The organism is Desulfitobacterium dehalogenans ATCC 51507 (assembly GCF_000243155.2).
GTDB lineage: Bacteria > Bacillota > Desulfitobacteriia > Desulfitobacteriales > Desulfitobacteriaceae > Desulfitobacterium > Desulfitobacterium dehalogenans.
The window spans coordinates 1,927,274-1,941,769 of sequence record NC_018017.1 but is presented as its reverse complement, the minus strand read 5'-3'; the positions used below and the strand labels follow the sequence as shown (position 1 = coordinate 1,941,769).

Genomic DNA, 14,496 nt, shown 5'->3' with positions numbered 1-14,496 from the left:
TACCATGTTTACTTAGTGGCTCTAAAATAGGCATAAGTCATGGGCTCGGCCTTTTGCCGAACTTCTGCATTTTTGACCTCTCCCAGGAACAGGGTATGGGTCCCGGCATCCAGTTGACCGATGACTTCTGCTTCCAAGGTCGCTACGGCATTGTCCAGCAGGAGAATTCCAGATGGACCCCGATGAACATCGGGAAAGTCCGCAAATTTACTCCCATCCCGTCCGGAGCGATAACCAAAACGCCGAACATAATCATGACCTTGCTGATTCAGGACAGACACCCCGAATTGACCGCTTGTGCTGATGAGCTCATGAGTATAGTTGTTCTTATTGATACCGATCGCTATCCGCGGGGGCTCAGCTGTGATTTGGAAACAGGTATTGGCGCATTGTCCATTATCCATACCATCGGCATGGGCCGTAATGATAAACAGTCCATAAGAAATACTGTAGAGGGCCTGAATAATGGCTTGTTCCCTCTCCAAAGCCGGTGCTGCCGCTGCAGGCTGGTTCGTGTTCTGCTTTGCTTGGACTTCAGGCTGTTCTGCTCCTTCGAGCTTTTCAAATTGATCCGGGCCTGCTCCACAAAGGGGACAACTTTCTGGAGGATTCTCTCCTTCATGAATATAACCGCAGATCACACATCTCCATTTTGTACTCATACCCTTCACTCTCTTTCTCTCTTCCATAATTTCATTAAGCATATTGCATTAACCATTAATTGGTCAATATCTTTTTTCTTTTCCTTTAAAATGTTTGTATTCCTTCTCCAGAAATTCCATGGTAAGGGGAATCCAATCGACGCTGACAACAAGCGCCCTTCTTAAGCTCTCTTTAAAGTCTCCCCATTCCCTTCCCTTGATCTTGTGCTCCTGGGCAAATTTCTCCAATTCATCCCACACCAGTTCCTGGTGACGTTTTTGTACTGCACAGCTTGTATCCTGAAGCTTTCCTAAGAGTTCGTTGAAGATTTTTTCCTCCCTGGGCTCCCGTTTCTTCCCTCCATAAAAATCAGCCCGCCATAGTTCCAAAAACTGACAAACTCTTTCCAAGCGATAGGATCGGCCGTCCCATCCTTTCTCCCAGACGAACCCTCTCATTTTATGGTTCAACAGCATGGTATTACCTTCGCCGCGAAGTTCCGATAAAAAATTCAAAGTCCCACTCATATGGTTTTCTACCAGCCATACCAGATCCTTTTCTCCGCCCTCACCTTCTTTTCCTAAAACCATAGAAAAGCGAAAACGGGATAAAATCCGGCGGGCAAGGCGTCCGCTTTCTTTCTCATGGCCAAGAAAATGGCGTTTTCCGTCCCGAACCCATTCAAATCCCCTTCGGCAAGAAGGGTCCCTGCGAATACGCTTTACTTGAATGATCTGAGGATAATGATCCAAGCGGGTTCCATGTACCTCTACATAGTCTCCGTGATAGCGATGCAGCTGACGCCCGAGAATCTGAAACTCTCCGATATAATATCCATGATCCTCTGCGCAGCATTTTCCCCAGACATAACATTCCCGGCTGGCCACTTCCCATTTTCCCAGATCATGAAAAAGTCCGGCCAAGCGCAGAATAAGCTGTGACGGAGTATTGGCCAGCACCTGTAAGGTGTGCTCCCAGGCATCCTTTGTATGATAACGGTTCTGGGCTAAACCCTGTAACCTGGCCAGCTCCGGCAAAAATAGTGTCAGGTACCCCAGCTCGTCCAGCAGACGAATACCCGCTGCCGGGTCATCCAGGGTTAAGATCCGGCTCAATTCTTCAGAAGTTCGCTCACTGGCCACATTTCTTAACCCAGCTAAAAGACTCTGAGCCGCCCTAAAGGTTTCCTCTTCGATTTCCATTCCATATTGAACACTGAAACGCACCAAGCGGAGAATCCGAACAGGATCCTCTATAAATCGCTCCCGAGGATTGCCACAAGCCCGCAGAAGTTTATTTTCCAGATCCTTTCTTCCCTGGAGAGGATCAATCAATTCTCCGGTTCGGGCGTCTTGAAATATCGCATTGATGGTAAAGTCCCTTCTTAAAGCATCCACCTTAAGGTCGCCGCCAAAAGAGTTAATATCAATACGCTCTCCTCGCCGAAACACACTAAGGGTTTGATGTTTTGCTCCTATTTTCAGGGGATGATACCCCCACTCCAGCAAGTATTTTTCCACTTCGTCCAAGTCCATGGGAATAATTCCATCCACATCCTTGCTGGAGCGATTGAGCAACTGATCCCGGACGGTTCCACCTACTATGTAAAAGGGGGCTATAGCGGATATCTTTTCAATTATTTCTTCCTGAAATGAGTCCATATCCATCCCCCCCCCTTTTGGCATGAAAATCATAGAGTGTAAAGAAAACTTGGCTGGCGCCAAGCCTCTGGTGAAGGCGGCTGCCTAGTTGCCCTTATGCTTAGAAAGTATATAGCGCAAGCTTATACTTTCTGACAGTGCAAAAAAGGGACCCGCAGGGGCCCCTTAACAAAGCACGGTAAGCTTGGGACCTATCTTAATCTCCCAAGGGCTGTCCGGTCCCCACTCCCCATCTAAATCTGAGAAAACAGGCCGCTCAGTAAACACTTTAAGCTCTGAAGTCTGGAATTGAACGATTTGATCGCTGCTCATTTTACCTCCGCCCACTAAGTGAAGAAGCATGCGCATGGTATCAGGCCAGCCGCTATGACGGACGATGACAAAATCCAGTTTTCCATCGATTAGGGAAGCTTTGGGGACCAATTGTCTAAACCCGCCTACAGAAATCCCATTGACCGCCAGAATGAGCATAGCTTCTTCGTTGATAGTGATTCCATTCAGCTCATACTCAACCTTGAAGGGGCGATAGGTGGGTAAGGTCTCGATGCCCTTTAAATAGTAGGCCAACTGACCTAAGCGGTTTTTGATATGCACATCCACCTTTGGAGAGACATCGGTCAGTAAACCGGCACTAAACACATTGACAAAATAACGTTCATTAACCTCTCCCAAATCCATCTCAAAAGGGGAGCCCTGAACAATAACCTTACAGGCCTCAGAAATTTTCTGCGGCAGACGAAGTCCGAAAGCCAAATCATTGGCTGTTCCTACAGGCAGGATGCCCAAAACCGGGCGCTGGGAGGAAGGTATCTTCATCAACCCATTGACCGCCTGATGAATACTGCCGTCTCCTCCAGCAATAACCAAGCATTCCACATCCGTGCTCAGGGAAGAAGTGTACTCAATATCAGTGGGAGATTCTGTCCTATGAACAGTGACTTCATATCCTCCTTCCTGAAACACGCGAATGGCCGTATCCATCTCCTGGATTAAGCGACGACGACCCGCATAGGGATTATAGATTAGGCGAAGCTTCTTCCTATTCATTGAACATATCTCCTTTGGTAACCAAAAACTCACATGAAACCCTTGCTCCATGGGAATAGGATTAACCCTATCTACTTGGGAGAGATACTTAAACTATAGTATTAGTATATCAACTATTCTCTCAATATAGCCCTATTTTAGGTTTTCCGGGTTGAGCCCCTGTAGTTCGGGAATCACGAAGCGTCCATCCTTGCGAATCAAAACATCGTCGAAGTACATTTCTCCGCCGCCGTACTCCGGGCGCTGAATGCATACCAAATCCCAATGGATGGCAGATTTATTGCCATTATAGCAATCATCGTAGCAGTTTCCCGGAGTGAAATGGAAGCTTCCGTCGATCTTCTCGTCGAAAAGAGTATCCTTCATAGGATGGAGGATGTAAGGATTGACCCCAATGGCAAACTCCCCGATATAACGGGCTCCTTCATCCGTATTGAAAATCTCCTCGATGCGTTCAGTGTCGTTGGCTGTGGCCTTAACTATCTTGCCATCCTTAAATTCCAGCACGATATTTTCATAGGTAAAACCTTGATACAAGGCTGCTATAGTGTAGGAAATCCGTCCATTAACGGATTCCCGGAGAGGTGCTGTATAGACTTCCCCATCGGGAATATTGATATGGCCATCGCATTTAATCCCTTTCATCCCTTTGATGGAGAAGGTCAAGTCCGTCCCAGGACCGGTAATCCGTACTTTGTCCGTCCGTTCTATAAGTTCTACCAAAGGGTCCATAGCCTTGGACATCTTTGCGTAATCCAAATTGCATACGTTAAAATAGAAATCTTCAAAGGCTTCTATACTGGTATTGGCTAATTGTGCCGTGGAGGCATTGGGATAACGCATCACCACCCATTTGGTATGCGATACCCGATGATCCGTTACCGTTCTTTGGTACTCTTTTTGATAGATGCTCATCTTGTCACCGGGGACATCAGAAAGCTCATTGGCGTTTTCCCCTGCTCTGATACCCACAAAGGCATCCATCTCTTTCATCCTGGCCAAATCCCAACGAGCCATGGCTTGGGCCTGCTCTTCGGTCATTCCTTTTAAAAGCTCACGCAATAGGGTATTATTATTAACATGTAAAAAAGGATGGCCTCCCGCCTCATAGGCATATTTCACCAAGGCCTGAGCCAGTGGAATCTCTAAACCATTGACCTCAATCAGGACTTTTTCCCCCGGCTTCAATTTAATGGCGTAGTTAATAATGGATTGTGCTAGTTTTTCCATCCGTGGATCTTTCAATGATATTGCCTTCTTTCTCTTGATCTTTTTTTATGTGCCTCGTTTATGATAACTTGGGCCATATCTCTGTAATCATTCTATAGTCCTTATGAAAATACCTTTCTCAAGGCTCAAACTACAGTATAGAGGAGCGGCATCCATGAACAATGAGCAAGACCTTTGGACCTATACTCTTCAGCCCCAGGATGATGGGCAGAAATACCAGGAAATCCTCTTTCGCAAATTCCATTTCTCCCGTAAGTTAATCCAGCATCTGAAGCAGGCGGAAGAGCGGGTCTGGGTTAACGGAGTATTCACTTTTCTGACAGCCCGGGGCAAAGCCGGTGAGATCCTGGCCGTTCAACTCCAAACCCCGGAGACCAACAGTATCCCCGGTGAGGACCTGCCCCTGGAGATTCTTTATGAAGATGATTATTTTCTGGCTGTCAATAAGCCCGCCGGGCAAGTCGTTCATCCCACTCCCCGCTATCCTACAGGAACCATAGGCAACGCCGTCGTAGGCTATTGGCTGGCCCAAGGAGAAGCGCGTCCCTTTCGCCCCATTCACCGCATTGATCGCAACACCTCGGGAGTAGTGGTGGTAGGGAAAAATCAATTCGCCCACCAACAAATGGCTTGGCAGCATACTCACCGACGCATTCATAAATGCTATTTGGGAATCGTCGAAGGACAGGTGAAAGAGGACCAGGGTGTCATCAATGCCCCCATTGCCCTCGCTCCCGGCAGCTTTATGCAAAGACAGATTTCCCTGGAGGGCTCACCCGCAGTCACTCACTATAGAGTTTTAGAGCGTTATCAAGACGCCTCTTTGCTGGAATTTATCCTGGAAACCGGCCGCACCCACCAGATTCGGGTCCATTGTCAACACTTGGGGCATTCCCTTTTAGGGGACGACCTCTATGGAGGCAGTTTGGCAAGGATCGATCGCCAAGCACTTCACTCCTCCATCTATGAGTTTAATCATCCCCTGACCGGTGAACTGACTTCCATCCAGGCTCCTCTTCCCGAGGATTTACTGCAGCTTCTGAGGGGACTACGTTCCTTCAATGCCTGATCGCTCCACACCTTCAAAATAGCCCACCACGCTGCTCAGACGGTACTAGCAGGGGGTGAAAAACGTGATCCGGGTCAGGTAGTAGCTTTACGCACAACGCACCTTCGGGCGTGAGCTCCTGAAACCCTCCACCGGAGGCTTTCTTCATCGGAGCTCACGTACTCAATAGCTCCAGGGTTGGTCAACTCGCTTTCTTAACAGCATCTGCGGCGGATAAGCGTTCTTTGGGGAATGCCGCCTTGAGCGAAACTGTCCACTGGACACTTTCGACGCCAAACCTCCGGGTAATACCTGATGTGAACCAGTGGCTCCGCTATGTTAAGAAAGCCTCGTTGACCCAACCACCCCTCCGCTTAAAGAAAGCTTGGCTTATGGTGAGTGAAGCGAAGCAGAAGCCTTAGCTGCCTTATACACAGTGAAAATCGTTCGCTCTTGTGCGCAAAGCTACGCTGGCGGGTCTTTTTTCGACTCTTTTTTAGGTCTTTTCGGGGGTTATTTTCAGAATAGCCAACCATGCCGCTGACATAGCACCAGCAGATGATGAAAAGATGGCTCAGGTTGTATAGCTTTATCCTACATCCACGCCTCCCTTGCCCGAAAGACAGCCCAAGGATTTTGCTTTAAGGCAGAGAACGGATTCTAAGCGAGCAGGTAAGCAATCTTCGCGAAAAGACTGCAGCGGAGTCGGGTTGGAAACAGGACGTTTCCAACCAGCCATTGAGAACAAGTGCGAAAGCAGTGCTTTCGAGGAGCCGATTTGGCCACGAAACCCGGGCGAGGGTTTCGCCCAAGCCGCCATGCCACAGAGACTGCTTAGCGGCGCAGGTGTACCCGACGCAGCGGAGGTCTTGAGCGATTAGATTGCTCCGCGCAGCTTATGGAGTGAACGCCGAAAGCAAAATCCTGGAGATAATCAATCCCCTAAGACCGAAGTGCAATGAGGGCACCGTGTAGCATCCTTATGTATTTCCACATAACAATACGGACAAGGCTTGGTGGTTGCTTCCTCCACCACCTCTTCTTTGACTTCTTTCCGTCTATTAAAGCGGTTTATCTGCTTAATCAAAATAAAAATAGTGAAAGCAATGATGAGAAAATCCACTATATTATTAATGAATAATCCGTAATTCAGAGTAGGGACACCGGCGGTCTGAGCATCTGCGACAGTGGCAAAATCCCCATCTCCCAGAGTAATAAAGGCATTGGAAAAATCCACTTGACCCAAGAGAAGACCCACTACAGGCATAATTACATCATTGACTAAAGAAGTCACGATTTTGCCAAAGGCACCTCCGATAATGACACCCACAGCCAGATCGATGACATTCCCCTTCATAGCAAACTCTTTAAATTCTTTCCACATTGTCTATTCCCCCTCTTTACTATCTCTTAATCCTAATTTCTTCATACATTGCCCGAGGACTTCCGGAAATGCCTGAATTTCCTCTGGTTCATACTCCCCCATTAAGCAGACTTGAATCCAATTACGCTGGCGAAGATAAGAGCTGCGATAGCTGAGAGCATAGCCCTCTTTTTCCAATTTGTCACCACATTCTATGGACCTGATTCCTTGAGGCAGTACCAGGGTAAGAACATTCGGGGCGGCCTCTTCAGCAGAGGCCAATACCTGAATTCCAAGTTCCTGCAGCTTAGCCCTGAGCCACTCCCCCAGTCTTTGATTAATGCTCATATCTCTATCCACTGCATACTCTAAGGCCTGTTGCAAAGCATAGACGAGATTGGAGGATTGGGTAAAAGGAACCCCCTCCGACTGTTGATATAACTCCAGATCCATATAACGGGGCAATGTTCCGCCTTTGAGCACCTGATTATAGCAGACAAAGCTCAGCCCAGGATAGGAGCAGAGCGCTTTGCCACTAACTCCTGAAGCCAGATAGACCCCGCTTAAGTCCATAGGTACAGCACCGATGGAACTCACGCAATCCACAGCCAGAGCGATTTGATGTTGGCAGCAAAGATCCTTCAGCCTTGGCAAATCATTGAGCACCCCTGTGGAGGTTTCCAGATGAACTGCCCAGAGCCACTGAAGCGGGTCATCCCTTTTATCCAGCCGCTTTTCGATTTCCTTATAATCGAACCCTTTCCCCCAGGGAATGGCGTGTTCTTCAAAATTGAGACCTGCCCGTCGTGCCTGATCCAGCAAGCGGTTCCCGAACTCTCCGTTGCTGAGAACCAGGCCTTTTTTCTTGCCCATCATGGCGAATAGATAAGCCCCCACCACATCATTGGCCAAAGTCCCTGATCCCAGCAGAATCTGGACGTGTCGAGCCTTCAGCCATTGGGTCAGATCCTTTTTGATCCCAGCCATAGCTGCCGAGAATTCCTCAGACCGATGGGAGCAAGGAGCTCTCTTAAAGGCCTCTTGCACCTCCTGACGAATCCTGACCGGCCCGGGAAGAAAATTCACACTTTCTCTCCAATCATCTTTGCTTCTGAAGGTATCGAGCAATTCTATAAGTTTTTGGCTTAGATGCTCTCGTGTAATGTACATGGGCTGATAAGAAGCCGCCGCTGTCCCTACCAGAGGGCCAAAGGGTTTAAATCCCAGGTGATTATATAACTTCAACTGCCGTACTGTACCAGAGATTACAGCCAAGTCGTAGCCCTGTTTTTGACAATGCTCAAAAAGCAGACTCATCAGACCCAGCAGCACTCGCGTTCCCCGCACATCCTTCTCCACGGCCAATAGACGAATTTCACAGATTGAGCTATGGAGAGGCAGATAAGAATCTAAATCCTCTAATTTCCGATCGATCGAAAAAGGACGTTTATCCCGGCAAGCCAACATCCCCACAAGCTTCCCCCGACGCAGACAGATGCAGTAGATATTTTCCGGGTGAAAGGGATCGATCAGCCTTTCCTGGCTATTCGCTTCATGTTGAGGAATTTCTTTGACAAAGGTTTTGTAGTTTAAGTGATGGATTTGCTCAAATTCCTCTTTACTAGTGGCAATTTTAAATCTCAAATCCGTTCTTGCCATTACCTTCTCCTTTGCAATGTTTTCTTCCCCATCTCCTGGATATTCTTCCGATGAGCAAAGAGAATGAGGATAGCCAGGACAGCCAGACCTGCAGACTGCTCAATAGGTCTCTCCATGATGAAGGATAGGACGGGAGCACCCAGAATCACTACTAAGCCGCTTAAGGTAAATTGGCGTGTCAAGACTAAGACAAACAGGAAGATCACCACAGCAGTCAAAGCCAGGATTGGATCGATAACCAGTATTCCTCCCAGCGCCGGAGCCACTCCCTTCCCCCCGCGCAAGCCCAGCTGCAGAGGCTAGATATGACCGGCAACTACTGCAATCAGGCAAAGAATAAGGGTAGTCAGGGATAGATTCAAGAGCATGGATAAGGCCGGTGGAAATGCTCCCTTGAGGGCATCACCCATTACGGTAAGAAAAAATCCTTTCTTCCCCAGAACTCTTCCCGCATTGGTTGCCCCCGTCGCACCGGACCCGTAGTTACGAACATCATCTTTTTGCCACAGTCTGACAAGGTAGTACCCGGTGCTCATCCCCCCCAGGAGATAGGCGCCACAAATCATGAACAGGTCGATCATCCCAGTCTCCCTCCATAGGGTTAAGCTTCATTTCTTCCCCTTCAGGAATATACTACCACATGCATGGAATATCTTGCCATATTCCTTACCGTTTATTACCTTCTGTTAAGAGAAAGGAAGGGTAGCATGGAAGCCATTCAACATGGATCGATAGAAAAAAACAAGTCCGTTGGAGACATGAATTACTTTGAGCTCTTAGCCTGGCTGGGCATTGGGAGCTCTCATCCAGGAGGATTTCCGGCCACCATCAAAAACCTGGAAGTTATGGATGTGAACTCCGAAGATTTCATTCTTGACGCAGGTTGCGGCAGCGGCCTTACAGTTTGTCAGTTGGCCAAAAGCAAGGGCTGCAAAATCATCGGAGTGGATATCAACTCCCAAATGATCGAAAAAGCCCGGCAGAGAGCCGAGCACGAAGAAGTCGCTCATCTGGCGGAATTCAGGGTAGCCGATGTCAACAGCCTCCCCTTTCCCGACAATCACTTTGATTGGGTCATGTGCGAATCCATTACTGTCTTCTTAGATAAAGAAAAAGTCTACAAAGAGTTCTTTCGTGTCTTAAAGCCCGAAGGCCGGATTGCCGATCTGGAGATGGCTTTACTCTATGAGCTGCCCCCCCAACTTCGCTCTCAGATGGAGTTCTGTTATGGCAAAGGCACCGCTCCCCTGTCTTTTGAGGAATGGAGCAAAACCCTGGCAGAAGCAGGGTTTGAGGATGTGGAAATCAAAAATCCCCAAGCTTTGCGAAACACCAACAGCAACCTCATCTTAAACGAGCTGAAAAAAGACTGGATGCTTGTCAAGGATCTGGTGCAAAAGGTCTCCAGTCACCCGGGCCTATACAGACGCTTGCAGCAGAATGCCAACTTTATGAAAAACTATAAAGGGTATTTCGGTTTTGGCTTGATCTGTGGCAGGAAACCCACACCCCCTGAACCGCCCAAAAAGCCCACCCTTAAAGAAAGGTTTCTTAATAACCTTAAAATCTTTAAGGATAAAATTCCTCACCGCAAATCATTTTCTGTGTAATAAACGATCCCAATGGCTCCGGGGCCAACATGGAGTCCGATCACCGGACCGATAGGCATTACCTTAATATTGGCAGTGACCGTATCTTTAATCTTTTTCACTAAAGCTTGAGCTTCATCGAGGCAATTGATATGGTGAACGGCAATCTCCCCCAACCCATATTTGCCAATGTCCTGAAGCATCTTATCAATCATAGCCAACACGGCTTTCTCCTTATGCCGCACCTTGGTCAGGACAAGGACCTTCCCCTCTTCCACCGTCAGGATAGGAATAATTTTAAACAGATTGCCGATTAAGGCACCAGCTCCGCCGATACGGCCACCCTTTTTCAAATAATCCAGATTATCCGGTATAAACAAAAAACGGCTACGTTTAATATTCTGCAGCACAATCTCTTTGACCTCAGCAAGACTCTTCTCCGCTTTGGCTGCACGAGCTCCCTGTATAACAGCAAATCCTAATTGCATGGAATTGGAGCGGGAATCAATGATTTCGATCTGGGCATCAGGATATTTTTCCAATATCATTTCTTTAACCAATTGAGCTGTAGAAAAAGTTCCACTCATATCCGAGGATAGGAAAATCCCGCACAGGCTTTCACCTGCCGAGACCACTTTTTCCATCTCCTGATAAAGTTCACCGACAGAAGGTTGTGAAGAGGTGGGTATCCCCTTGGCTTCCATCATCTCATAAAACTCTTCATTGGATAGATCGCTTTCCCGCAGTGATTGATCACCAAAAGAGACATTCAAAGACACCCGTCTTATGTCCAATTCTTCTCTCGCTTCATCGTCTATGTAGCATGTGCTATCGGTTAACACACGGACAGCCATTTGTTCATCTCCTCTATATTTAATCTATCGAATATAATATTACAATAAAATACGTTAAAAAGGAATTAAACCCGTCCCAAAGGCGGGTTTAATTTAGTCGAAAGCAAGCCCGAGGTAAGCTCTTTCTTCGAATATCTCATTCTGATGATGAACGGGTCCCAGCTCTCGTGAACTTATCCTTTTAAACATTCCAAAGGATCGGACTTGACCCCCCATAACCTGACCCCCATGGGCAGGGGTCCTGATAATGAACTCCTGAGCCTGGAGAGTATGGGCCAAGGCCTTCAATCCGTGACAAAAAAACTCCTCAGGAACCAGATACTCCTTAACCAAAACCTTATCTCCAGTCAAACGTTCAACAGCGGCACACCCCTGAACTTCCCCCACATTGAACTTGTAGAGATCTGCTCCAGAAAGCCGGGAGATCTTCTTTTGATACGCAACCTCCTCTTCCCTGTAGGCTAGATAGGTTGCTCCCCGGAGAAGCTGGTTGCGGATGCTGTTATAGGCTTGGGGAGCAGCCGCCGAAACCGCAAACCCGGATCTGTCCTCCCTATTAATGCCTGAGGATGCACACATTACCTCAATCTCATTGCGGTTCAATACCGCTTCACGGAGGGCAAATCCTGCCTGATACCCTCGCCTCTCATAAAAGTTAAATAACTCCGCTTCTGCGGGTACCAGTACACACAATTCCATCTGCCGCTTCCCCAGGTATGCTAAGGCCCAATCCATCAGCTCCGTGGCAATCCCCCGGTGCTGAAAATCCGGATGAGTCCCAATGGCATAAAGCATAGAACCCTGGATACTTTTCTGCCCCTCATGGGCCTCCAGCCATTGGACTGGAATCATGGTAAGCATAGCCGTAATGACATGGTCGACAAGATAAACTGCTACCTGCTCCGGCTGGAAGCGCTGGGTAAAATAAAAGTCAATAAAGGAGTCCGAATCCCCAAAGCAAAGCTTCCAGATACCTTTAAGGCGCTCTACATCGGACCAAAGGGCCAGCCGCATTTCCTTCATAGAAATCTCCTTATCGTGAAAAGTCAAACCGCTCCCCTTAAACGCAGTTTAAGCAGAGCGGAAAAATACAATGATATAATTACCTAAGCAAAATACCGAGCTAAGAATTTCTCTTCCATTTTATCTGGGTGATAGGATAGTTTTGCCTTGCGTAAGCCCTCATATCCCATGTCCTCTTCCCGATTCACATAGATAATATCCGGATAGGTTTCCCTGATCCATCTCACAAACTCCCGGTTAATGATTTGATAAGCTCCCTGAATCTCTCCGAAGGCTTTCTCTACATGTACCACATAAGTATCGGAATTGAGCCGCTCCCCCATGGTAAAGGCCACGATCTTGCCCTCTGCGCGGATTAATCCCCCTTCGAGTTCCAAATTCCTGAAGTGATCAAAATCCCGTTTTACAGCACAGTATTCAGCTCTCAGCTGTTCATCATCTTTACAATCGTTTTTCCGACACCATTCCAGGTTCATTTCCCAGCATTCAGCCAGATTTTCCGGAGTAATGAGTTCGAAGGACCAGGTAGTGTTGGCGATGAAACGATTGATATGGTTTCGTTTGGCTTGCAGCTTTCTTCCGGCCAGGGAAGCCAATTTTTCAGCCTGATAGACATAATCAAAGCTATCCCGCATTTCCTCATATTCAAAATGCTCAGGATACACTTCTTTTAAAGTCGCCATATTTTCCAGGGAAATTCCCAGCACAATAAATTCATGGTTATTTTCCTGGGCATCTTTTTTCATTTCTTCCAGGACCGGTTGAACATCACCGGTGCCTGCCGGATAAAAATAATAATAGGTTTCTTCGAGCCGTCCTTTGACAACGAGGTAATCATTCACTTTAGCCACCTGATAATGATAAGTCTCCGACCATGAGAATAAGTTCGTAAAATTTTGATGACAGCCGCTAAGATCCGAGGCTCTGAGCAGCGGTTTGACCCACTCTTTATCGCTTATCTCTACCTTTTTAAAGTCAATCATGTTTTATCCACCTTATGTACTGCTATTTTTGTAATTATCTTGAGCATGATATTATTATATTATAGGAACAACTTACCGATGTCTAGAATCTTAATCTATACTTTCCTTAGGACACTTCCATTATAATACCTTTCTATAATACCTCATTTCTTCTTCGAATCAAAGTGACAAATCTTTGGGATGCTATGCCTTGAAGCATCCGCTTAGGAAAGGGGTAAACCATTGATCAAGTTCATCATTCATCGCTTTATTCCTCAATATGACAACATCTCAGACAAGCGGGTTCGTGAGAGATATGGAGTCTTAGCGGGAGTATTAGGTATCATCTGCAACCTGATTTTATTTATACTTAAGCTTTTGCTGGGGATTTTTATGAACAGTATCGCCGTTATTTCCGACGCCTTTAATAACCTCTCCGATTGCGGCTCCTCCATCATCGCCATCATCGCAGCGAAAATGAGCAACCGACCACCGGATATAGAGCACCCCTTTGGCCACGGCAGAATAGAATACATCTCTTCCCTGGTTGTTGCTTTTATTATCTTTATGGTAGGCTTCGAACTTCTCAAAAACTCCTTCAATAAGATCCTTCATCCAGATGTGGTCATTTTCAGTTGGATTTCTTTGGTTATTCTCCTTTTTTCCGTAGCCTTAAAAATCTGGATGTTCTCCTATAACCGCACCATCGGGAATATCATTAATTCGGGAATAAATAGGGCCACTGCTTATGACAGTCTCAATGACGCCTTGGCCACCAGTGCTGTCATCCTCTCCACACTGATTGGTCATTATTTTGGCCTCGCCATTGACGGATACATGGGTCTTCTCATCTCCCTTTTCATCCTTTATTCAGGGTATACTATCGCCAAAGAAACGATCAATATCTTATTGGGCTCTTCCCCCAATACCGAACTGGCTAATCAAGTTAAGGATATGGTCAGTGAAGGAATGTACATTGTAGGGACCCATGATTTAAAAGTTCATGATTATGGCCCAGGCCGAACCATTGCCTCCATTCATGCGGAAATCCTGGACACTGTGAATAGTGTCGACGCCCACATGATTATTGACGACCTTGAAAAGCGCATCTCTGAGGAATTGAACATCACTATTGTCATTCATATCGATCCCATTACTACTGATGAAGAAAAAATTAATGCGATGAAGGAGATGGTTAAATCCGCTCTAAAGGAAGTAAATAGCTCCTTTGCCGCACATAATATCCGTATGACCATAGGCTATCGCTGTATGAACGTGATCTTTGAATTATCCGTTCCTTCTCCCCAGGTACCCGATGCCGATACTATCCGAAAGGATATTATTCATAAACTAAAAGAAAAAGACCCCCTGCTTAACGTTATTGTTAATTCAGTCACCGCTTTAGTTTAAGATTATAC

Annotated in this window: 13 protein-coding genes and 1 pseudogene; 4 read left to right on the top strand and 10 right to left on the bottom strand. The window is 46.8% G+C overall.

The window, feature by feature from the left end; translation table 11 throughout:
* Positions 1-8 precede the first annotated feature (8 nt).
* The 4 genes from DESDE_RS09320 to DESDE_RS09305 form a co-directional block, all read right to left on the bottom strand.
* Positions 9-662 (bottom strand): flavin reductase, encoded by a 654-nt coding sequence (locus tag DESDE_RS09320; protein WP_041917248.1) that lies wholly within the window; start codon positions 660-662, stop codon positions 9-11.
* A gap of 63 nt (positions 663-725) precedes the next feature.
* Positions 726-2,309 carry a tRNA nucleotidyltransferase/poly(A) polymerase-related protein gene (locus tag DESDE_RS09315; protein WP_174270164.1) on the bottom strand — a complete coding sequence of 528 codons (1,584 nt, stop codon included), beginning with the start codon at positions 2,307-2,309 and terminating at the stop codon, positions 726-728.
* 159 nt (positions 2,310-2,468) lie between these two features.
* On the bottom strand, positions 2,469-3,350 hold the full coding sequence (locus DESDE_RS09310; RefSeq protein WP_014793785.1) for a diacylglycerol/lipid kinase family protein: 882 nt from the start codon (positions 3,348-3,350) through the stop codon (positions 2,469-2,471).
* A gap of 132 nt (positions 3,351-3,482) precedes the next feature.
* On the bottom strand, positions 3,483-4,595 hold the full coding sequence (locus DESDE_RS09305) for an aminopeptidase (protein WP_014793784.1): 1,113 nt from the start codon (positions 4,593-4,595) through the stop codon (positions 3,483-3,485).
* Positions 4,596-4,734: 139 nt separating this feature from the next.
* Between DESDE_RS09305 and DESDE_RS09300 the strand changes: the two genes are divergently transcribed.
* Positions 4,735-5,649 carry an RluA family pseudouridine synthase gene (locus DESDE_RS09300; RefSeq protein ID WP_014793783.1) on the top strand — a complete coding sequence of 305 codons (915 nt, stop codon included), beginning with the start codon at positions 4,735-4,737 and terminating at the stop codon, positions 5,647-5,649.
* A 590-nt stretch (positions 5,650-6,239) separates the two neighbouring features.
* On the top strand, positions 6,240-6,509 hold the full coding sequence (locus tag DESDE_RS21910; RefSeq protein ID WP_162470824.1) for a hypothetical protein: 270 nt from the start codon (positions 6,240-6,242) through the stop codon (positions 6,507-6,509).
* Between the two features lie 53 nt (positions 6,510-6,562).
* On the opposite strand, the gene mscL is transcribed toward DESDE_RS21910, so the two are convergent.
* From mscL to plsY, 3 genes and pseudogenes are all read right to left on the bottom strand, one after another.
* A complete protein-coding gene (mscL, locus tag DESDE_RS09295; RefSeq protein ID WP_014793782.1) occupies positions 6,563-7,012 on the bottom strand; it encodes a large conductance mechanosensitive channel protein MscL in 450 nt (149 codons plus the stop codon).
* A gap of 3 nt (positions 7,013-7,015) precedes the next feature.
* Positions 7,016-8,650, bottom strand: a complete 1,635-nt coding sequence (locus tag DESDE_RS09290) for an aminotransferase class V-fold PLP-dependent enzyme (RefSeq protein WP_014793781.1) — start codon at positions 8,648-8,650, stop codon at positions 7,016-7,018.
* A pseudogene (plsY, locus tag DESDE_RS09285) lies at positions 8,650-9,231 on the bottom strand (glycerol-3-phosphate 1-O-acyltransferase PlsY). The gene DESDE_RS09290 and the pseudogene plsY overlap by 1 nt, the downstream one beginning before the upstream one ends.
* Before the next feature lie 126 nt (positions 9,232-9,357).
* On the opposite strand from plsY, the gene DESDE_RS09280 reads away from it, so the two are divergent.
* On the top strand, positions 9,358-10,260 hold the full coding sequence (locus tag DESDE_RS09280) for a class I SAM-dependent methyltransferase (RefSeq protein WP_014793780.1): 903 nt from the start codon (positions 9,358-9,360) through the stop codon (positions 10,258-10,260).
* Here the strand turns inward: DESDE_RS09280 and DESDE_RS09275 are convergent.
* From DESDE_RS09275 to DESDE_RS09265, 3 genes are all read right to left on the bottom strand, one after another.
* Positions 10,236-11,093 (bottom strand): DegV family protein, encoded by an 858-nt coding sequence (locus DESDE_RS09275; protein WP_014793779.1) that lies wholly within the window; start codon positions 11,091-11,093, stop codon positions 10,236-10,238. The two genes, DESDE_RS09280 and DESDE_RS09275, sit on opposite strands and share 25 nt — an antisense overlap.
* A 93-nt stretch (positions 11,094-11,186) precedes the next feature.
* Positions 11,187-12,116 (bottom strand): GNAT family N-acetyltransferase, encoded by a 930-nt coding sequence (locus DESDE_RS09270; protein WP_014793778.1) that lies wholly within the window; start codon positions 12,114-12,116, stop codon positions 11,187-11,189.
* 83 nt (positions 12,117-12,199) lie between these two features.
* Positions 12,200-13,099 (bottom strand): DUF2156 domain-containing protein, encoded by a 900-nt coding sequence (locus DESDE_RS09265; protein WP_014793777.1) that lies wholly within the window; start codon positions 13,097-13,099, stop codon positions 12,200-12,202.
* Between the two features lie 222 nt (positions 13,100-13,321).
* Here DESDE_RS09265 and DESDE_RS09260 point away from each other — a divergent pair, with 222 nt between their 5' ends.
* The gene (locus tag DESDE_RS09260) at positions 13,322-14,488 is read left to right on the top strand and encodes a cation diffusion facilitator family transporter (protein ID WP_014793776.1); all 1,167 of its coding nucleotides are present in this window, start codon (positions 13,322-13,324) and stop codon (positions 14,486-14,488) included.
* Positions 14,489-14,496: the final 8 nt, after the last annotated feature.

Coding starts and splice junctions, on each gene's coding strand:
- DESDE_RS09265 (WP_014793777.1), bottom strand. CDS start 13,099: ATGATTGACTTTAAAAAGGTAGAGATAAGCGATAAAGAGTGGGTCAAA.
- DESDE_RS09270 (WP_014793778.1), bottom strand. CDS start 12,116: ATGAAGGAAATGCGGCTGGCCCTTTGGTCCGATGTAGAGCGCCTTAAA.
- DESDE_RS09290 (WP_014793781.1), bottom strand. CDS start 8,650: ATGGCAAGAACGGATTTGAGATTTAAAATTGCCACTAGTAAAGAGGAA.
- DESDE_RS09310 (WP_014793785.1), bottom strand. CDS start 3,350: ATGAATAGGAAGAAGCTTCGCCTAATCTATAATCCCTATGCGGGTCGT.
- DESDE_RS09275 (WP_014793779.1), bottom strand. CDS start 11,093: ATGGCTGTCCGTGTGTTAACCGATAGCACATGCTACATAGACGATGAA.
- mscL (WP_014793782.1), bottom strand. CDS start 7,012: ATGTGGAAAGAATTTAAAGAGTTTGCTATGAAGGGGAATGTCATCGAT.
- DESDE_RS09300 (WP_014793783.1), top strand. CDS start 4,735: ATGAACAATGAGCAAGACCTTTGGACCTATACTCTTCAGCCCCAGGAT.
- DESDE_RS09315 (WP_174270164.1), bottom strand. CDS start 2,309: ATGGATATGGACTCATTTCAGGAAGAAATAATTGAAAAGATATCCGCT.
- DESDE_RS09320 (WP_041917248.1), bottom strand. CDS start 662: ATGAGTACAAAATGGAGATGTGTGATCTGCGGTTATATTCATGAAGGA.
- DESDE_RS09280 (WP_014793780.1), top strand. CDS start 9,358: ATGGAAGCCATTCAACATGGATCGATAGAAAAAAACAAGTCCGTTGGA.